Source organism: Spirosoma knui, assembly GCF_054780635.1.
Window position 1 is genome coordinate 218,620 of record NZ_BAAGVY010000012.1, and the last position, 20,466, is coordinate 239,085.

Below are 20,466 nucleotides of genomic sequence, written 5' to 3' on the forward strand. Positions count from 1 at the left end.
CCAACCATCCGCAACCGAGCGTTTGTCGAAGGTTGGTAAACTAATTGGAGTTTGGTGCGGGTGATTTGTTTACTTTAGCAGACAAATCGAAAAACAACTCCTACCATGTCAATCAAAACAACCCTTGGTCTGCTTCTGACAGCCGTTCTGCTGTCGTTCAGTCACCTCACCGGACAAGCCGCAAAAAAACCATCTACCGTTACCGTTTCGCAGATGGTGGCCGAGTGGCAGCGGGCAAAAGAATACACCAAAGAGTATCTGGATGCTATGCCCGAAGATGGAGTAGGCTATAAACCCACCGCCGAGATCCGCAGCTTCGCGGAGCAGATGCTTCATCTGGCCAACGGGAACTTTAACTTTGCTTCCGCAGCTAGCGGCAAAGCCAACCCGTATCAGGGCAAAAACCTCGAAAAGCTGGACGAGTTCAAAACGAAAGCCGCGCTAACCAAAGTCGTCTTGGAAAGCTACGATTTTACTATCGACGCCTTGAAAGCGATGACCGACGCCCAACTTGCCGAGAGCGTGAAAGTATTCGGACGGGATATGACGCGCGAAACGGCGTTTGCTAAAGAGTTTGAGCACCAAACGCACCACCGTGGCCAAACGACCATCTACATCCGGATGAAGGGGATCAAACCCCCGAATGAGAAACTGTTCTAGTCCATTGGTTGAACACAGACGAGCGGGCGTTACGTATTGATCTAGCTGTCAATACGTAACGCCCGCTTAGTTAGTACGCCTATCTAATCAATACGTTGCTACCGCGTCCGAATGAGTGCGTTTCGGGTTGACCCGACCGGTTTTTGTCAGCAGTCGATCTATGGAATACCGTCCGCTACCGATACGTATCAGGGCCAGACTCATGCCGAAAATAAGCAGATCCATCTCATAACCCTCCCCCGACTGATTGCCGAACCAGTTCATCGAAAAGCCGAACGGCAGGTGGGTAGTCAGCATGGCCCCGAGCATAACAGCAAAGGTTCCCAGCGCATTCAGTCGGCCTAAAAAGCCAATCAGTAAGCCTACGGCCCCCAGGGTTTCAATCACAATTGTTAGAAATCCAATGATCCAGGGCAGGTGCATGGTTTCGGTAAAGAACTGCATAGTGCCGCTGAAGCCATAACCGCTAAACCAGCCGGCGGTCTTTTGCAGACCATGATAAAGCATGACAACACCGAGCGGTACGCGAAGTAAGATTCCTGCGGAGCTATTGTTGGTGTATATGAGTCGTTGTAACATTGTTTTTTGTCGTTTACGGTTCAAGGAACAGAGTTGGTTAGTTTTGCGCGGGTACTGGATCATAGAAAAACTGTTCGCGCACAATCTTGCCGTCGCGCCAGTGCTGCACCGACACCTGCGTGTAGTCTTTACGTCCCCACTCTTTGTGCGTGTAATCATACTGCCAAACAACCATCGTTACGTTGTCTCCGGCGGCTACGTCGAGCACGCGGAGGGTACGTAAGTCGGTGATGCTGGCGAAGAAATTCTGTTCGCGCTGGCGGTTTGCAGCTTTACCCACAGTGGGTGGCAGGGCATTTTCCTGCATCACGACCTCATCGTCGTAATAGCGTTCGAAGGCTTCCATAGCCTGGCCCTCGAGCACAAGCCGGTTCAGGGCATTGATGGTGGTCAATAGTTTTTCCATGGTGTTGTTTATCAATTAGTTGACAACACAAAACTACGGTGCCCACCAGGTTGGGTGCCTTGACCTGGTTTAGGAAATCATATTGATCTAGTTCAAGATTTTCGGTTGGTCATCTGCCGACGGATTCGGCTCAAGAACTCCGGCGTAAAGCCTAGGTAGGAAGCGATTAAATGCTGCGGTACGCGTTGGTCAAGCCCCGGATACCGGTCCAGAAAGTGCCGGTACCGTTCTTCGGCTGTTTGGCTGATGGTCGCAATAACCCGCTGCTCAGCGGCTACGAAGGCTCGCTGCGTGAGAATCCGGAAGAACCGCTCGAACTTAGGAACGCGCTCATACAACGTTTCGAGCGATGCATGATCGATTTGTAGAAGTTCCGCATCTTCGAGCGCATCGGTATTGTAAGCGGCAGGCGATTGGGTTAGAAAACTGTACAAATCGCCTGTCCACCAGTTTTCAACGGCAAACTGCACGACGTGCTCATTGGCTCGCTCATCGACAAAATACGTACGCAGACAGCCCTTCACCACAAACGAGTCGTATCGGCAGACATCACCCGCCTGGACCAGGTACTGACGTTTCCGCAGGAGCTTATACCGTAGCAGGGACGTAAACGTAGTTGCCTCGTCGGGCGTAAGGTCAATAAACTGGCTTACGTGAGCAAGAATGGCGTAGTGCATAGCGGGCAAGAAATTCGATAAAACCGGATCATGAACGGTGTTTAAAGTTAGCACTCGTTTTTAATTTTTCGTACGCTACGTATCAGTCCTGCTTACACATTGTCGCAACACCGATTGGCCGAATCAGCAGGCTTATATTGTCTTCGTTCCGACTCATGAAACGTTCTGCGCCGTTGGTATTCTTCTGGCTACTGTTCACTTCATAATCTTTGCGGTGCCCTGCCTGTAGGTCCTAGTTTTGAGTCGTTTCCAGATAAGCCGTATGGCAATGGCCGATGAATAAACCTGGTACAAAATTATTTATAGCTATGCTTCGATTTTGCTTACTCATAGACTCTCTGCTTCTAATTGCCGGGACATACGGATTTGTAACGGGTTCGCTTCCGCCCACAACGCCAGTGATTCTGGGAGTGGTGTTTGGCTTTGTTGGCTTAAATACGCTGGGAGGTGGCTTATTTAGCTACCAAAAAACCCGCAAGTGGCTGGTCAATTCGATACGTACCACCGGAGAGGTAATCGATTACGCCTACAAAGAGTCGGTCGATAGCTTCGATCGCGACGATAATCGATACTATACGGTGCATTACCCCATCGTTCGATACCAGACGCAGATGGGACAGTCGGTTTCCTTTACCTCTTCGGTAGGATCGTCGAAACCCAGTCACGCCATCGGCCAGCAGGTGGGCGTGCGTTACGTTGCCGATGATCCGCAGGGTGCCGAGATAGACGAGTTTATGTCGATCTGGCTGGTGCCACTGGTGCTGACGTCGCTGGGTATTTCGTTCTCGCTGGCTTCAATGGCGTTAACCTTTCTTCACATACAGCCTTAATCCACAGTAAATAATTACTGAACTGGCATCAACAAACCCACCTATACCATGTCCTGGCAAGAACATTACGAAAACGCGGCCCAACAGGAGTCTGACGCGTACGATACGTTATCGGTTGAAAACCTGATTGACCAGATTGAACGAGGCCAATACGGCCGGTACAACATGATCTGGTCTGCACTGGTCAGTCGGGCGACCTTGTCCCAAGCCGGATGGACTCTATTCCGGGTGCTGCTTCGCGACGATGTAGCGTATCTTATCCGCTGCAACTGCGCCGAAGCCTTACTCGAACTCCTCGGCCGAACCGATGTGCTCCAGACGCTTGACGAAGCAGTTAATCTGACCAATGGAAGTCCCTCCCAGCGTGAGCCGTATTTAACCGCCCTGCACCAGGAACTGACCGAACGCCTGCAATAGTCCTGACTTAGAATTTCCGTACCAACTGGTCGGCTGATATATCAGCCGACCAGTGCTTTTTTTGTGCAGTACGTATCCATCAGATGCAGAAACGTTTCCGTTTAAATTCTTCTACGGCCAAACAGAGTTGAACACAATAAATTATCCGTTTATGGTCGTATACTTTGTAAGTTTGTTGGTGCAGTAAAAGCCAACCTGAATCTGCGTTTATTATCAAATCACTGAAGTAGTTATGGCAAACAAATTTTTATTCATTCTGGCGGGCAGCTCACTGGCGTTAACAGCCTGTGGTCAAAGTGCGTCTACCAATACAGCAGCGTCTGCTCAGACGGCGAATCTGCCGCCCGTGGAGACTAAAGAGCCCAATTCAGCCTATAAACCCGCATTTACTGGCCAGACACGGATCGCCGGTATCAAATCGGCTACACCTTACGAAGGCAAGGTCTTGTCAGAAGCCCTAAAAAGTCCGTGGGGCATTACCAGCCTGCCCGATGGTCGGCTGCTCATTACCGAGAAAGAAGGAACGATGCGCATCGCCACCCCGGCTGGTAAGATAAGCGGGCCAATTACGGGCCTGCCTAAGGTCAACTCGGCTGGTCAGGGCGGACTGTTAGGCGTCCGGGTTGATCCTGATTTTGCGACAAATCGCATGGTATACTGGGTATTCTCCGAGCCCCTACCCGAGGGAAATCTGACAGCCGTAGCGAAGGGGAAATTATCGGCCGATGAAACCAAGATCGAAGGCGCAACGGTCATTTATCGAGCTACTCCGGCTTACAAAGGCACCCTGCATTACGGCGGCCGAATCCTGATCGACCCATCGGGCAATCTGCTGATCAGTACGGGTGAGCGCTCCGACAAAGTAACCCGTCCGCAAGCCCAGTCCATTAATTCGGGATTGGGTAAAGTAATTCGCATTACCAAAGACGGTAAACCCGCTTCGGGTAATCCATTTGCGGGGCAGGCCGATGCCAGACCTGAGTTGTATTCGTACGGCCACCGGAACGTACAGAGCCTGGCTCTTCATCCGGTAACGGGCGATCTGTGGGAGGCTGAATTCGGCCCACGAGGTGGCGATGAACTGAATCTGGTAAAACCCGGAAAGAACTATGGCTGGCCTACCATTACGTATGGCATTGAATACAGCGGTGAAAAAGTAGGCGAAGGCATACAGCAGAAAGAAGGGCTTGAACAGCCGGTTTATTATTGGGACCCGGTTGTGTCGCCCAGCGGCATGACCTTCTACACCAGTGATGCCATTCCAGAGTGGAAAAACAATCTCTTTATTGGCTCCCTAAGCGGGATGCACATCGCCCGGCTGGTCATCGAGAACAATAAAGTAGTTGGCGAAGAGCGACTGATGGTGGGTGATTACCAGCGGTTCAGAGACGTAACGCAGGGCAAGGATGGTGCGATCTACGCTGTTACCGATCAGGGCCGGTTGTATCGCGTCTTCAAAAAGTAGTTGTCGTAAGGTATAGTATTTCTGGTGCTTACTCTGTTTGTCAGGCGCCAAAACGTTTCGATCCATGTCGGGCGTTTTAATCAACTTCTAATTGACCGGCCACGGTGCTCAAAAGACAAAGTTTTTGAGCACCGTGGCCGGTCAATTTATTAAGATTAGTTGCTTGTTCAATACTTCCTGAACCTTGTTTTCATTCAGTGATCGCTCACCTGTAACAAATTACACCTCATCTGGATGATAACCGACTGGCTCATCAGTTTTTGCACACCCTGTTGAATGTAACACCGACTTCTTCAGCTTTCTTTACCTGTAATCAGTTCGTCGGTAATCACAAACATCGAACTGTGAACGATTAGTGAGCCAACGATTCAATGGGTTAGACTTTTCTTCTCTAAACACAGATGAGATGGAAGAAGTCGTCTATATTCCGAAGAATACTTCCCTCTAATTGTAGCGTTTGATAGATTTTGTCGATACTATATTGATAAAGAAGATATACTCATTTAATGATAGTTAGGATTCCTAATTATATTTGTGTCGGATTTCAACTGTTTCTATCATGAGCGATCAAAACATAATACCAGGGTATATCTACGGGCAGCAGCCCCTTAGCTCCCCAATCTCAATTGAGGAGCTGGCCTTATTGAAACAAACCGTCTTGTTTACTGATGAAGACGAGCGTCTGTTGAGGCTAGCTAGTGACGTATTGGCCGATCAGACCGAGGCTATCTTGGATGTCTGGTATGGCTTCGTAGGTAGCCACCCGCACCTACTACGTTACTTTGGCCAGCAAGGTCAGCCCGACGCACACTATCTCGCAGCCGTTCGGAAGCGGTTTGGTCAGTGGATTATAGACACCTGCACTCGTTCTTACGACGAAGATTGGCTGGCCTATCAGCAGGAGATCGCCCTTCGTCATCATTCGATCAAGAAAAATCAGACAGATGACGCTAAGGCCGGGCCTATCATTCATCTGCGTTACATCCTGGCCTTCATCGTCCCACTGACAATTACCATGAAGGATTTTCTGGCAGCTAAAGGGCATGATGCCGATACCGTAGCGGGTATGCATGCTGCTTGGTTCAAAGCCGTTACGCTCACGGCCGTGCTGTGGAGCCATCCCTACGTGCATCTCGAAGAATTTTAATAATCTCTAACTCCCTCAAATCATGCAAGTTTCCGTTTATGATACCTACGTTACCCGCACCGACGGGGCGGTCATGCACTTCGATATCCTAGTGCCATCTACAGTAACCAGCCAGGCAACGATCCATGAGTACGGGCAAGCTTACCTGGCAACGAAAGGTCAGGTTGGACAACCGCTGACCGCCAAAGAGTGCCGCTTCTGTCACATCGAAGAGGCTACCGAGATGATGCAGGCAAGTATTGCCAGTCAGGGCTTTCACATCATTGAAATGCAGGGATGCTGAACGTTCGTCATCACTAGTGCTCTTACCAGTTTTTCCTGGTCGACAAGTTTCAATTTTCTAATCAACTCATTCCATGTATAGATCATTTAAAACCGCGCTGTTCGCGCTTGTGCTGACTACTTCAGGGGTAACGGCTCAGACTCACAAGCCAGCTACAGCGTATAACAATGCCGATTTTAACATCAAATCGGCCAGTATTGCCTACGACAACACGCTGGATATGCTTATTTTCGAGATGAAAGTGGAAGGTACTGCCGGTCGCACTGTACCCAAAGGTGTAGGCAGCATGAACGGGGCGCCCGTGCTGGCCTACGTATTTCCAACGACGCTCAAACCGACCGATGTGGGCTTTTCCAGTACCGAAGGTATTGTGGCGATGGGGCTTACATCTCATCCCGATATGGACGACACTCCGCTTTGGGACGAGAACAACGACGGTATTTTCGACAACGACGGTGTAGTCTGGCACCCGCACTGGGTTGTGTTGACCAAAGACAGCCGGGTGCTGGGTGGCTTGAGCGTTAAGGAATTCAAAAAAGAAGATAAGGCTGTTACGCTGCCCAAAACCGCGCCGGGTGTGCCGATGTATTTTGATTCGCCGGGCTACAATGTAGTGACGCAGGGTAACGTCATTCGGATGGGTGTTCCGGCTTATCGGGTTAACAACCAGAAGAACTTCAAGTTTGATGCGGTAAGCTGTTATATGGAAATGAACATGGGGGGCGATCACGCCAATCACGAAATATCGGCGACCAAACCTACGCTTGGGGTATATGCAGTGTATACTGTGCTATCGGGTAAGTTAACCCTACCGTATACGGTCACCGCAAAAAAATGACTCACTCTATTATCCTCTCGTTTTGTTATGGACACGATCACCCTGATTCCTAACAACAGCCTGCTGACGCCCACCCCAGAGGAAGGTCGGCAACTAGCTATCAAAATGGCCCGGCTCATCATTAAAGCAACCCAGCCCGATGAGCAGAAACGGATTCAACTCCGAGACGTGTATGCCAATGACGCGATGATGCTGATTGCCATTGGACAGACCGTCGCCACCGAGTTCGCGACTATTGCAGCAGCAAATAACTATTGGCAATCGAGATGAACGACTCAACTGCGTATCGCACTTATTTGAATGACTTGGTAAGAAGGCGAAGCTATGTAAAAGTCCAATATTTTACCGAGCTTCACGAGTTAATTACCCTGAATGCGCTCGTTGTAAGCTTAAGTACGGAGGGCAATGACCCGATGGTTGTTCTCTCAACGGGGGATCAAATCCCCTTGCCCAAGCTGGTTAGTGCTGAAGGGGAATTTGCGCCAGATTACGAAGGCTACGCGCCTTACTGCGAAACTTGCGATTGCTAAATGGATGACTCTGTATTTGACTTAGGCCGACAAAACAGCTCGGTTGATGCCAAGATTGTGGCGGGTCTGGAACGACTGGGAGAAGTGTTCCGAACATTGCTCTGGCAACAAAGCCGCGAAACCGGCCTAAGTCCAATTCAGATTCAAATACTTCTTTTCCTGGCCTTTCATGACCCGGTGAAATGCAAAATTGGGTATTTGGCCGCTGAGTTCAACCTAACCAAGCCGACCATCAGTGATGCCGTTAAGGTGCTGGCTCAGAAAGAGCTGGTCGCTCGAATCGTCGATCCTCTCGATAGCCGCAGCCACAGTTTACAGTTAACCCCAGCAGGACAACAAATTGTCGATCAGACGAGTGGTTTCGCCAACCTTTTAAGCCAGTTGGTAGGGCAGCTAAATGGTGAGCATAAGACAATGCTTTATGAAAGCTTGTTTACGCTTATTTACGGGCTGCACCAACGCGGTCTGATTACAGTGCAGCGAATGTGCAAGACTTGTCTGCACTACCAGTTTGATGGGCAGATTCATTACTGTGGCTTGCTGAAAATACCCCTGGAAGCGGACCTGCTTCGTCTGGACTGCCCTGAACATGCTGCTTTATGAAGAGCCTATATTCAATCTAGGCCAACGAATAGTGCAGAAGTATAGCTTCTGAGCTGATCGAATCTTCAATGATCACATTAGCCCTACTTATCAATCGTTTCCGCCAATCCATCAACCGACGGCTATTCACACGTACTATCTTGAGCTTTTAATGGAGACGATACGTCTTTTATACGCGTTTACGCTCATTGTTTATGAACCTTCAACCACCCATCCACTACGTCGGTTATCGTAAATCGAACACCCTTAAACCGTTCGGGAGGGGTTGTGTTTAAGGCTTGCTGGAGCTTCAGAACGTTTGGGTAAAAGTTGACGCCCTGCCCCTGAAACTGCTCGTCTATAGCCCGCAGCATCCGGTCGATTCCATACATATCAAAGCTCCAGTTTTGCAGGTTGTTGCTGTCACGAATATCGGCAGCTATGGTTGAGGCCATCCAGCCAATGCTCTCATTGAGTGCCTCCGCGAACTCTTTCGGGCGACTAACGGAGTTACCATCCAGAAAATAATACACCTCCCGGTACGAGCATTGTTCTTTCAGGAGTGCCAGAACTTCTGATTCCCAATCGGGATGCGCTTTGACTTTGGCAATGGCCGCCTGACGAATATCGTTGTCCTGAAATCGGTTGGTATGCGCCAGCACATTAATAATCGGATCTTCGGGCTTCTGAGTGGCAATGAAATTCAGCGTTTCCTGATGCCATCGTTGCTCCTGCTCGTTCCGGGCGGCCAGTTCCCGTTCTGAGTCGCGGGCTGTTTGCCGCAGGTATCCTAGTGCCAACCCACCACTGTACAAAGCACTGACAGCGAAGGCGGCAAAAAAGGAGATCTTAAACAGATTGGGCGGAAAGCTGGCCTGCCAGTTCGGATTAAGCGCAAAAAAACAGGCAACTAACCACAGCAACGGAATCCAAAGCTGGCCGTGCCACACGGCGATCCCGTGCAGAAACTGAGGGTACGTGTTATCATCGGTACTGTGCCACTCCCATTTGAAAACAGCGCAGAAAAAAATCGTTATGACCACGAATAACCAGCACGCCAATGCCGCAGCCGTCCGTAAGCTGGCATCGGTGGTCAGCCACTGAAATCCACTTCTAGCCGAAATCGTCAGAGTCAAGGCCAGGCTGCTGACCGCAAAGCCCAATCCCAAAAAAGCCAAGACAAGGCCGTAGCCCATTCCATTGTCGCCAGACATAGACGGTTTAGAAGCCGTTAGCATGGCCAGACCGACGTAGAATAAGGTGGTGATTGTAAAAAAGATATACCCAAGCATGGTTGTATGATTACTACGCACCAAAAATGCAGCGGTCAGACCAGCCCGTCAAAAGAAATACCTTTGCTGGCTCAGAACAGCATCTCGACCGTAGCTAGTTGGTAATGAACCGTTTTAGATTACTGAGGCAACGGCTACAGCAGGGGCACTTTAACCAGAAAGTGCGTATCAGTTTCAGTAACCTCAATGTCCCGGCGGCTGAGGTAGTGATACATAGATTTTAGGCTGGCCAATCCCTGCTTATTCGATGTTTCCACAAAATTCTTTTTCTGTACGTTATTGAGTACACACAAATAATTGCCTTCCGGATAGATCTCAACAATTAAGGGGCTTTCGTCGTCAATGGTGTTATGCTTGATCGCGTTCTCCAGCAGGTTCTGAATCGTGACCGGTACAATCATCCGTTCCCGGTAGCTCTCCGGTACATCCACGGAAATTTGCAGCGCGTCGGCAAAGCGCGACTTCTGTAGATCAATGTAGTGTTGCACAAAATTCAGCTCATCGGTTAACGTAACCAACTCTTTATCCTTGTTTTGCAGAATATACCGGTAAATGGTCGACAGTTTCCGTAAAAAATTGGAAGCTTCGCGCGGGCTGATGTTGATGAGGCTGTTGAGCGAGGTCAGGCTGTTGAACAGGAAGTGGGGGTTGAGGTGGTTGATCAGGTTGTGGTACTGAATCTCGGCTTTATCCCGCTCCAGCCGAGTGGCCTGAACCTGTAAGTTGTGCACCTGCATGGTCTGATCAGCCCGGAATTTCAGGAACCCGATCGCCAGTCCCAGTATGATTACGAATACAAGTACCCAGAACCAATCGGTCTGATAGAAATAGCTATCAATAGTAATAGCTAACGTACTGACGGGCGTTTCCCGTCCATCGGGGGTCACCGCTTTCAGGTTAAATTGATAACTGCCGCCCGGCAGTTTCGTATACACGGCATAACCAGCGCCCCCTACCCGCTTCCAGTTGTCGTATCCCTCTAACTGGTACATGTATTCGTAAGGCGTTTGCGAACCAGGGCTCAGTGCGGCAAAGTGTACAGCAAATCCTGTTTCTCCAGCCTTTAGATTAACACTGGCTAGCCCTCGGTGATTAAGCCAGATCGAGTCTCCAATGCTAACCTGACTGATGAGCACTTTTTCGGGTAACTGCGCCGGACGGTTTGCAAACTTTTCCGGAAAAAACTCGACTAAGTACCCCCGTAGCGCGCCAACAATATGACCGTCTCGCAATGGGAACAGGCGGTTATCGTAATTGGTACTACTTTCGTTGAAGGGCAGGGTGAAGTTGGCAAACTGCCTTGTTTTTGGCGTATAAACCGAAAATCGGTTATAGGCTCCGACCCAGACGTGCCCGTAACGATCGGGCAGAGCGGCCCCGCAATGGTCGTAAGCCAGCCCATCGTTTTCGGTCAGTCGCTCATACGAACGACGCTTAGGATCGTACCGCAGCAGACCATACCCACCCGACGCCAACCAAAATATGCCTGTCGAATCTTGTGTACAGGAAGCTATGGTCTTACGGATTGCCGGATTTTGATTATCGTCGGGCGGTGCGTCATACGGTACGAACTGACCACGCTGCTTCGAGAATCGCATAAAACCATCGGTATTCGTATGCAACCATAAATCACCACTACGACCAAGCTGAATAGCACCGGTTTTATATTTTCGATTATCCACAGTCGACGCAACCGGATAGCTACGCCATTGGCCCGTACGCAGGTTCAGGCGGTAGGCTTGTCGACTCTGGCCCGAAATCCATAAATCATCGCCTTGCAGCAGGAATGCATGCATCAGCTTTTTGTCGGCTGTTACATAAGGTGGTGCGGGTAAGTTAATAAACTGGCCCGTTCGTTTATTAAACCGAAAAATTGCATCATTACCACCCAAAATCAGGTCGTTGCCGTAGGCTATGATGTTGACGACACTGGAGCCGTAGGGAGTCGTGGCTGTCGCATTTGGTAGTTTATAAATTGATAACTGATTCGTTTGCGGGTAATAATGCAATAAACCCCGCTTGGCGGTCCCGAGCCACCACGAGCCATCCTCGTCTTCGTGGAAAGCGATACCCCCCTGCTCGTCACTTATAGTAGGAAACAGCGCATTGATGTTGTAGATCGCAAAAAAGGTTTGTTTCGGGTTAGTTATCGAAATACCGTTTACCGTACCGAGCCAGATTGAACCATCGGGATGCTGCCAGCCGGCCGAGAAAAACGTACCCGCAATCGATAATGGATTCGCGTCTTGATGAACTAACGGCTGAACTTGGTAGGTACCGCCTTCGACAAAGTATAGGGTATTGCCCCAGGTACATATCCACAGATTATGCTGACGATCTACGAAAATATAATGTATCTCGGGTAGGTCGTTTCCCGGTTCGCGGCCAGGTACAAGGGTTTTAACAACCTTCCCTTTGCGCAAATCAAACACAACAATATGCTTCTCGGTCTCGTCGGCAAAAATTAACCGGTTACCGTCATGGGTCAATGACGAAATAGCATGGCCTTTATACTGATTCAGCGCCGGAGCTTTCACATATTCTAGGAACCGGTTCTGGTTCTTATCGAAATACCGAAGCCCTTCTTTTTTGTCGGCTACCCAGAGGCCATTCCCAAACGGGTCTTCCAGTAACGATTGCCACCAAATCTGGGTCGAAGCCGTACGTACATCATCCCTCGGATTGAAGGGAAACCAGGCCATTCGTCCACGTTTGACCTCATAACGAAATAACCCAGCTTGCGAGCTGGTAAACCAGATATCGCCATTGCGGTCGCATAAGATATTTGAGCATACTCCTAATTCCCGGCCTTGGACCGTTTTCCAGCTTTGGAATGCACCAGTGGACTTATCATACCGGCTAATACCTGTTTCTGTTGTCATCCAGATATTACCCTCGCGATCCTCGCAAAGCGCCCATACCGTGTTGTGAGGCAGCGAGTTAGCATCTCCCTTGCGGCTCTTGAAACGGATAAAATTATCGCCGTCGTAGCGGTTGAGACCATCGAGCGTGCCGACCCACAGAAAGCCATCACGATCCTGCAAAAAACAATTGACGGCATTAAACGACAGCCCATCCTTTTCCTGAATGTGCCGAAACTCAAACTGCGCAGGACGATCCTGCGCGGTCACCACGGCGGCCCAGGTCAGCAGCCAGCTTACTCCAACTACCTTCATCCACCCCACCACACGTATAGTTCGAAACGTAAGTAAGGTCAAGGCGTTCATAGCGGCAAAGCAACGGGATGGATACCTTAAATTTTTGCTTTTTCCTGCTGACTTGCAACAAAATGAGTATGAGTTGTTACGTACCCGATCCGAATGACGCACAAACCGCAATCAGTCGCAGATGATAACCAGCCGATCGCTGTTAAATGAGCGTATTCGTTACGTTTGGTGCTTGCTTAAAATGCAACAGGAGATCGCGTAAGCCATCTCCTGTTGCGTTGCCATTAAATTTCTTGGGTACGTTACGTGCTGTACAGCGTTCGTTATTCCCACTCAATCGTGGCTGGCGGTTTAGAGGAAATATCGTACACCACGCGATTCACGCCTTTGACCCGGTTGATGATCTCATTCGATATATTGGCCAGAAACTCGTAGGGTAAATGGGCCCAGTCGGCGGTCATGCCGTCGACGCTGGTTACGGCACGTAGCGCAACGACTCGCTCGTACGTCCGTTCGTCGCCCATTACGCCAACCGACTGCACCGGCAGCAACATTGCCCCGGCCTGCCAGACTTTGTCGTACAGCCCATCGCGCTTGAGACCATCGATGAATAAGGCATCTACCTGCTGAAGAATCTCAACTTTTTCGGGCGTAACATCGCCTAAGATGCGAATGGCTAAGCCAGGACCGGGAAACGGATGGCGCCCCAGGATAGCCTTGGGTAAACCCAAGGTACGCCCCACTGAACGTACTTCGTCTTTGAACAACGTATTCAGCGGTTCAACGACCTTGAGCTTCATAAAGTCAGGCAAACCACCGACGTTGTGGTGCGACTTGATGGTAGCCGAAGGCCCTTTAACCGATACGGATTCAATCACATCCGGGTAAATTGTGCCCTGCCCCAGCCAGGATACGCCTTCGATCAGGTGCGCTTCGTGGTCGAAAACGTCGATGAAGGTTTTGCCGATGGCTTTCCGTTTCGCTTCCGGGTCAGACAATCCTGCCAAGGCAGTATAGAATTGTTCTTTCGCATCAACACCTTTTACGTTCAGACCCAGCGTCTTGTAGGACTCCAATACGCCCGAGAACTCATCTTTACGTAATACTCCGTTGTCGACAAAAATGCAGTACAGGTTTTTGCCGATGGCCTGGTGGATGAGCATGGCCGCCACCGAGGAGTCTACCCCGCCCGATAAGCCAAGCACGACTTTGTCATCGCCTAATTTCTTCTTAAGCTGCGAAACCGTAGTTTCGACGAAGGACTCGGCCGTCCAGTTTTGGGAACAGCCGCAGATGTCAACGACGAAGTTATGTAGCAGCATCTTACCCTGTAGCGAGTGAGTCACTTCGGGGTGGAATTGAATGCCGTAGGTCGGTTCGCCATCAATCGCAAAAGCGGCTACGTGGACCGTATCGGTTGAGGCAATGACCTTAAAGTGTTCCGGAACGCTTGTGATGGTGTCCGCGTGCGACATCCAAACCTGCGAGTGTGGATCAATGCCTTTCAGCAGCGGATTTTCGGCGTTAACCGTACCGAGTTTGGCGCGTCCGTACTCACGGATCGACGAAGGAGCCACTTCGCCCCCGCTCGTATGCGCCAGCAACTGGGCTCCGTAGCAAACGCCCAGCAACGGCATTTTATGGCGAAAAGCGGCTAAATGAACCAGCGGAGCATCGGCGTCACGCACGGACGACGGGCTGCCGGATAAGATGATGCCCTTTACGTTAGCACTAATCTCGGGAATGTGATTGTACGGATGGATTTCGCAGTAAACGTTCAGTTCGCGTACCCGGCGGGCAATGAGTTGGGTGTATTGCGAACCAAAATCCAGAATTAGAATCTGTTCGGTGGCCATGAATAGGTCTCTAAAATGCAAAGTTAGGGCATTTTTCGATACACTCTTCACCCAATATCCCAACGAGCAGGCTCAATGCTCAACGAGAAGCCTGCATTGCACCCCTCCATTGCGGTACTGTAACGACAGCACATACGAGCCTACGGGCAGCCCGGCCACCGAGAACGTCAGCGTCGATGAGCCAACCGGAGGCCGGTCGGTACGCCGTAAAACCAACGCGCCGGTTTCGTCAGTCAGGGTCAGCAGAACCGAATCGCCGTTCCAGTCGATAGGCAAACGTACCCGAACCTGATCACGAGCCGGATTCGGAAATACCAAGGCGGCCGGGTTGCTGGCGGGCTCATCACTGAGCGGTTCTAGGGCGGGGGTACTCAAGACCAGTTGTAGCGAGGCCGTCACAACGGGTGAATACGGAGCCTCCGCTCGGCTGCCAGTCGACCGAATGCGGTATTTATACACTTTTCCAATCCGGAGCGAATCGCTTCCGTTGGTCAATCGCTGATCATCGTAGGACGTAGCAGAACCCGGCACCCGCGCCAGTTGCCGGAAAGCTTCGGCCGTATCCGCCCGTTCAATCAGCCACTGCTCTACCCCGTCTGACTTCTCATTCCAGATCAGCTTGATCGCGCTTGTATCAATTGGGGTAGCGCGCAGATCGGCCGCTACAGGCAGCGGAGCCGCAATAGGTACCTGATAAAACGTCAGCGCCCGCATCCCCCGACGGTTCTTGATGAGCGGTCCGACGTAGTACCCAATCTCCCGATCCTGGTAGTACGACGGCAGGTACGTCAGCGTTTTGGCCGTAATGGATTTTGTTAATTTCAGAATCAGTCGATTCCCCTGCTCCGTAACGGATTTAATCAGGTTGCTTTCGCCGTAGGGATAATCAGTGTACAAGAAATTGGACAGGCTTTGGGAGTAGCGGGTTCCATTCGCCGGGTTCACAATAACCGTATCGGCGGGCCAGCGCATCACCTGACTGGGCTCAAACTCCAGCACGATCTCGTTCTGCTCGGGGGTACTGTAAAAAATTCGCTGAACATTCGGCGAGCTGATGTTACTGGTATCGGCCGTTACGTAGAAGTCACGGGCGACCAGGCGATACAGTTCCAGACCAAACTGCCGATACCCAATCTCACTGTAGTGAATGCCCTGATAACCGGGCAGGCCGACCGTGGACATGGGTTCGTTGTTAGGAAACAAGGTTTTCGACCGGCGCTGAAAATCCCGTAATGCGCCCGCACCGATCTTGTTCTCAGCCAGTAAGTTCAGCTGCGCGTGGTACACTTTCATCAGGCCGGGATAATCCTGCTTCCAGTACCCGTACAACCGCGGAAACGTCTGCTCGTACGCCTGAGGTTCGTTGGCGGCTTCGGCTTCGCCCTGCCGCCAGATCATGGCTTTAGCCCGGTCGGCGACGCCAGCCTTACGGGCCCGGTACAGCAGCCGCCCATACAGGTTATTGATGGTTGCTGGTTGATCGGGATCGCGGGCCGCATGGTTGAATATAGAGGTTGACCCGGCAGCTCCGTTAATCACGGCGGTTGGAATGCCGTGGTGGGTTGTAATTAAGCGTTGTAGCTCTACGCCCCATAAACTATTCGCCCCTTCCGACGTATTGGTCAGGCACCAGGCCGTATCAGCAGGGTTATACACCACCTCGCCGTTATTGACGCCGAAGGTGCGGCAAAATTCGTTGCGATACGCGTTGGCATCAAACCGCCCCACCGCATTCGACTGGCCCATAATCAGAAATACATCGCCACAGACGATACTGTCGCGGAACGCTATTTGCAGGGAGTCCGTCGCACGGTGCGCAAACAGCCGAAAACTATACTCACTTAATTCCGAGTTGATAACCGGTTTAAGCCTAAACTGACCAGTCAGCGAGTCGACTTTGACCCGATCGTAGCGGTACGGCTGCTGATTCCGGAGAACGACCAGCGAAACCGCCTTTACCTCCTGAGTAGGTGCCCGCCCGGCAATGCCGACACTACACTGGTTGGCCTGATCGCGCGGATACAGCTGAAGCCGGGCGGGCCACTGATCGAGCAGCACTGTGCCCTGCCCTCTGCTAACCAGAGGTCCAACGAACGTTAATAAAAGAGCTACTAGTAAAATTTTCACAAATCGGTGGTATAAAAGAAGTACAAACATAATTGGTTGTAACTACATCTATACAAAGACATTGACTCGTTCACTGCAAAGTTGGTAACGTATCTGCCAATTGGTCAAGGGTATAACAAATATTTCGCCCGAGTTTCCTTATAAGCCGCTAAAGCCGGCGTCCAGCCTTTCCGGATTTCAGCCTCCGACACGCCCGCTCGTAACTGTAGGCGCAGCTGGTCGCTCCCGTAGAGCTTGTCGATGAAGTTAGTACCCAGAATAAACTTGTCTTTATTAGGAGCTTTGTTGTAAAAATCGATCAGGTACTTCAACGTAAAACCTTGACTACGCGCGTCAATCCGCGAGAGGTCCAGCCCGTAACATAGTTTACCTTCATTCGGTGGGTTTACCGCACCGGGTTTGTCGACTGGCGTAAATTGATACGAGCCGTTCTTCGGGTTGGGCGACCCGATCACCTGAAACTGTTTGTCGGTACCCCGCCCCACACTAACCTCCGTTCCTTCAAACAGGCACAGGGATGGATACAACAAGACCGACTGGCGATTCGGCAGGTTCGGCGAGGGCGCAACCGGCAAGTCATAGGCCGTTTGATGGGTGTAATTTTTGAGCGGCACCACCGTCAGGTTCACCGTTTTGCCTCCGCCCAACCAGCCTTCGCCGTTGATCATGCGGGCCAACTCGCCTACGGTCAGTCCATGAACGACGGGAATGGGGTGCATCCCGACGAATGACTTGAATTTCATATCCAGCACGGGGCCGTCGACGTAGTGTCCGTTCGGATTGGGCCGGTCGAGTACAATCAAAGGTTTGCCAGTTTCGGCGCAGGCCTCCATGACGTAGTGCAACGTACTGATGTAAGTATAGAACCGAACCCCAACATCCTGTATATCAAACACCACTACGTCCAGCGAGTCGAGCTGGGCAGGCGTAGGCTTGTAATTTTTGCCGTACAGCGAGATGATGTTGATTCCCGTTTTGGCATCGCGGCTGCTGGCTACTTTTTCGCCCGCGCTGGCCTGCCCCCGGAAACCGTGCTCGGGGGCGAATATGGTTTTGATCTTTACGCCGGATGCGGCCAGGCTGTCGACGAGGTGTGTGGACGTACTGCCCGACCGGATGATGATCGATGTCTGATTCACCACCATACCCACCCGTTTGCCTTGTAACGTCGGCAGGTATAAAGCCGTTTGGGCAGCGCCCGTCTGAATCGGTGTCTGCGCTTGCGAAACGACGATTTGGCTCATCAGGAGCAGACCGAGTATGACTGTCTTCATAGACGATTGAAACAGAATAGATGAGGTTGTTTAAGTAGGTAGTGTAATAATAAACGAGGTTTCTCCGGAATTAGATGTATCGAGCGTCAACGTACCCTGGTGTCCTTTTGTGATTATATCGTAACTCAGCGACAACCCTAATCCGGTACCCTGCCCCGTAGGTTTGGTGGTAAAGAACGGCTGAAATATTTTTTCCTTCACCGAATCGGGTACGCCCGAACCATTGTCGCTGACCACAATCCTGACCCCATCAGTCAGTCGCTGCGTACGCACCGTAACTGTAGGTACATGGGTTGCTCCATCCTTTATCGACCGCTCCTGAATGGCGTAGAACGCGTTGTTAAACAGGTTCAGAAAAACCCTACCCAGATCCTGCGGGGCTACGTTTAGTTTACCCGCGCCGGCATCGAAGTTAGTAACCAGATGGGCGTTAAAATTCTTGTCTTTAGCCCGGATGCCGTGATAAGCCAGCCGTAAATACTCATCGACCAGCGCATTGATATCCGTACGCTCCCGCTGACCACTGTTCAGGCGGGCATGATCGAGCATACCCCGCACAATGCCCGCGGCCCGGTTTCCGTGCTGACTGATTTTTTGAAGATTCTGCTCCAGATCACCTAACAGCTCGGTTTCCAGCTCTTCATCCCGGTTCGCTCCTTTTTCACGCTCTTCGTTCAGCTCGGTAACGAGTTCTACCGAAACGTCGGCGAAATTATTGACGAAGTTGAGCGGGTTCTGAATTTCGTGGGCAATACCAGCGGTTAACTCCCCCAGGCTAGCCATTTTTTCGCGCTGAATCAGTTGCTGCTGCGTATCGCGCAGATCGGCCAGCGATTGCGTCAGCGCGGCCGTGCGTTCGGCCACCTGCCGCTCCAGGGTTTCGTTCTGTTCTTTTAAGATTAGTTCTTTTTCGGTCGACAACTGTTCCACCTGTTTCAGCCGTTCTTCCAGATTACGGTTCGTCTGCGCGTAGTCACGAGCCAGGATGACAGCAAAGCTGAGCGGTAGTAGTAAAAAGAAAACTAGATTCGTCACATTGCCTAAATATCGACTATAAGCAGGATAGTAGTAGCTAACCCCGATACTGACAAGGCTTCCAATTAACAAGACTGCGACCATTGCCAATAAACTGAACAGAACAAATCGGGCGTTCGGATGTCGCTGGCGCAAAGCAATCACACTAATTCGAATACTGTCGAAAAATAGAAGGATTGAAAACGCCGTAATGAACAAGCCTGTAACGGAATGAGAGGGAATGAAATGCGCTATTATTTTGGGCGTAATCAGGCCGACGACTATGATTCGGAACAACCACGAGAACGGTTGCTGCAGAAATGTGTAATACGCGGTCAGCAGGAAAATCATAAAAGCCATAACGACTGTTCCCTGCGCCAAAAACACCCATTCAAACACCAACGAATTCGTTACCGCTAAAAATGATTGTGCCAGGACGAAGCTTCCGCAACAGAACAAGGCCATCAGCCCAAAAAACAGATTGACACGTTGTTTCCTGTATAAATAATACAGAAAGTGAATAATGCTCAACATCAGGAATATACCTGCTACCATATAGTTATGCATGGTACTCGTATATACCCCATTGGCCACCTGCCCAACAAGTCCTTTTGTGGCGAGGATAGTAATACTGAACACTGGCGTCAAGGTATGCCAGAATTTAGGCACGTACCAGGGAAGGTGATGCTGCGATAATCGAACCGCTAGCAAGTGAGGTCCGGGCGATAAGTAAGGCAATGAATAACGCTCCCATGTAGCAGGCGTGAACGGCTCCTCCTCCCGATCACTTAGCCCAACTTTACCCAATCTCTGCACTAAAACACCATCTATATATAGTTCGGAGGCTCCCATCTGGCGAATCTGGGCCGACAACGGTTCCCGCGCTACTATCGAATCCAGTGCAAACCTCAACCGAAACCAACCTATTTCAGCTTTCTGAAACTGAGGAAGATCTTCACTGTTTCTGCTCGGCCGAATCGTATCCCAGCGGCTGTCATCGAACTCAGGGCTCGCCCAGGCCCTATTGTCGCCAGGGTGCCAGCGCCAACCCGATTTAAGCAAGATACCGTCAGCGGGCAAGCTGTCAATGTTAACTACCTCCTGAGAGCGAGCCGATCTGGACAGACCGAACAACCCGAACAGAAGAACAAGCCGAACCAGGGACGTCATGTAAAAAGGGTTTAAACCCTAAAATTAAAGAGCGAGTGGCTCACTTCATAGCCACTTATTACGTCCCGCCCCAGAATGCCGGGCCAAACAAATGAACGTAGCTCTGGTATGTAGTACACAAGCGGCAACCAGCATTCACAAAAACCGTAGTT

Annotated in this window: 18 protein-coding genes; 9 read left to right on the forward strand and 9 right to left on the reverse strand. The window is 50.7% G+C overall.

Annotated elements, in window-relative coordinates; translation table 11 throughout:
- Positions 1–105 precede the first annotated feature (105 nt).
- Positions 106–660: a DinB family protein gene (locus ACYVIY_RS22780; protein WP_460978717.1), complete on the forward strand. Its 555-nt coding sequence runs from the start codon at positions 106–108 to the stop codon at positions 658–660.
- Positions 661–747: 87 nt separating this feature from the next.
- Here the strand turns inward: ACYVIY_RS22780 and ACYVIY_RS22785 are convergent, their stop codons facing one another.
- From ACYVIY_RS22785 to ACYVIY_RS22795, 3 genes are all read right to left on the reverse strand, one after another.
- Complete coding sequence (locus tag ACYVIY_RS22785; RefSeq protein WP_460978718.1) at positions 748–1,239, reverse strand: DoxX family protein; 492 nt, start codon at positions 1,237–1,239, stop codon at positions 748–750.
- A gap of 37 nt (positions 1,240–1,276) precedes the next feature.
- Positions 1,277–1,645 carry a nuclear transport factor 2 family protein gene (locus ACYVIY_RS22790; RefSeq protein ID WP_460978719.1) on the reverse strand — a complete coding sequence of 123 codons (369 nt, stop codon included), beginning with the start codon at positions 1,643–1,645 and terminating at the stop codon, positions 1,277–1,279.
- A gap of 92 nt (positions 1,646–1,737) precedes the next feature.
- Positions 1,738–2,376, reverse strand: a complete 639-nt coding sequence (locus ACYVIY_RS22795) for a Crp/Fnr family transcriptional regulator (RefSeq protein ID WP_460978720.1) — start codon at positions 2,374–2,376, stop codon at positions 1,738–1,740.
- A 254-nt stretch (positions 2,377–2,630) separates the two neighbouring features.
- On the opposite strand from ACYVIY_RS22795, the gene ACYVIY_RS22800 reads away from it, so the two are divergent.
- The 8 genes from ACYVIY_RS22800 (at position 2,631) to ACYVIY_RS22835 (ending at position 8,435) form a co-directional block, all read left to right on the forward strand.
- Positions 2,631–3,152, forward strand: a complete 522-nt coding sequence (locus tag ACYVIY_RS22800; RefSeq protein WP_460978721.1) for a DUF3592 domain-containing protein — start codon at positions 2,631–2,633, stop codon at positions 3,150–3,152.
- 48 nt (positions 3,153–3,200) lie between these two features.
- On the forward strand, positions 3,201–3,569 hold the full coding sequence (locus ACYVIY_RS22805) for a hypothetical protein (protein ID WP_460978722.1): 369 nt from the start codon (positions 3,201–3,203) through the stop codon (positions 3,567–3,569).
- Between the two features lie 232 nt (positions 3,570–3,801).
- Complete coding sequence (locus ACYVIY_RS22810) at positions 3,802–5,034, forward strand: PQQ-dependent sugar dehydrogenase (protein ID WP_460978724.1); 1,233 nt, start codon at positions 3,802–3,804, stop codon at positions 5,032–5,034.
- A 559-nt stretch (positions 5,035–5,593) separates the two neighbouring features.
- Entirely contained in the window at positions 5,594–6,181 is a 588-nt protein-coding gene (locus ACYVIY_RS22815; RefSeq protein ID WP_460978725.1) for a protoglobin domain-containing protein, read from the forward strand.
- A 22-nt stretch (positions 6,182–6,203) separates the two neighbouring features.
- Positions 6,204–6,464 carry a DUF2024 family protein gene (locus ACYVIY_RS22820; RefSeq protein WP_460978726.1) on the forward strand — a complete coding sequence of 87 codons (261 nt, stop codon included), beginning with the start codon at positions 6,204–6,206 and terminating at the stop codon, positions 6,462–6,464.
- 73 nt (positions 6,465–6,537) lie between these two features.
- On the forward strand, positions 6,538–7,302 hold the full coding sequence (locus tag ACYVIY_RS22825; protein ID WP_460978728.1) for a hypothetical protein: 765 nt from the start codon (positions 6,538–6,540) through the stop codon (positions 7,300–7,302).
- Positions 7,303–7,329: 27 nt separating this feature from the next.
- Positions 7,330–7,572, forward strand: coding sequence for a hexameric tyrosine-coordinated heme protein (locus ACYVIY_RS22830; protein WP_460978730.1), 243 nt, complete (start codon positions 7,330–7,332; stop codon positions 7,570–7,572).
- Between the two features lie 260 nt (positions 7,573–7,832).
- Positions 7,833–8,435, forward strand: a complete 603-nt coding sequence (locus ACYVIY_RS22835; RefSeq protein WP_460978731.1) for a MarR family winged helix-turn-helix transcriptional regulator — start codon at positions 7,833–7,835, stop codon at positions 8,433–8,435.
- Positions 8,436–8,620: 185 nt separating this feature from the next.
- Here the strand turns inward: ACYVIY_RS22835 and ACYVIY_RS22840 are convergent, their stop codons facing one another.
- From ACYVIY_RS22840 to ACYVIY_RS22865, 6 genes are all read right to left on the reverse strand, one after another.
- Positions 8,621–9,706, reverse strand: a complete 1,086-nt coding sequence (locus tag ACYVIY_RS22840; protein ID WP_460978733.1) for a hypothetical protein — start codon at positions 9,704–9,706, stop codon at positions 8,621–8,623.
- Positions 9,707–9,840: 134 nt separating this feature from the next.
- Positions 9,841–12,933: a two-component regulator propeller domain-containing protein gene (locus tag ACYVIY_RS22845; RefSeq protein WP_460978735.1), complete on the reverse strand. Its 3,093-nt coding sequence runs from the start codon at positions 12,931–12,933 to the stop codon at positions 9,841–9,843.
- A 263-nt stretch (positions 12,934–13,196) separates the two neighbouring features.
- Entirely contained in the window at positions 13,197–14,729 is a 1,533-nt protein-coding gene (gene guaA, locus ACYVIY_RS22850; protein WP_460978737.1) for a glutamine-hydrolyzing GMP synthase, read from the reverse strand.
- A 72-nt stretch (positions 14,730–14,801) separates the two neighbouring features.
- Entirely contained in the window at positions 14,802–16,856 is a 2,055-nt protein-coding gene (locus tag ACYVIY_RS22855; RefSeq protein WP_460978738.1) for a sialate O-acetylesterase, read from the reverse strand.
- Positions 16,857–16,960: 104 nt separating this feature from the next.
- Entirely contained in the window at positions 16,961–18,130 is a 1,170-nt protein-coding gene (locus tag ACYVIY_RS22860; RefSeq protein WP_460978739.1) for an exo-beta-N-acetylmuramidase NamZ family protein, read from the reverse strand.
- A gap of 30 nt (positions 18,131–18,160) precedes the next feature.
- Positions 18,161–20,314, reverse strand: coding sequence for an ATP-binding protein (locus tag ACYVIY_RS22865; RefSeq protein ID WP_460978741.1), 2,154 nt, complete (start codon positions 20,312–20,314; stop codon positions 18,161–18,163).
- Between the last annotated feature and the right edge of the window lie 152 nt (positions 20,315–20,466).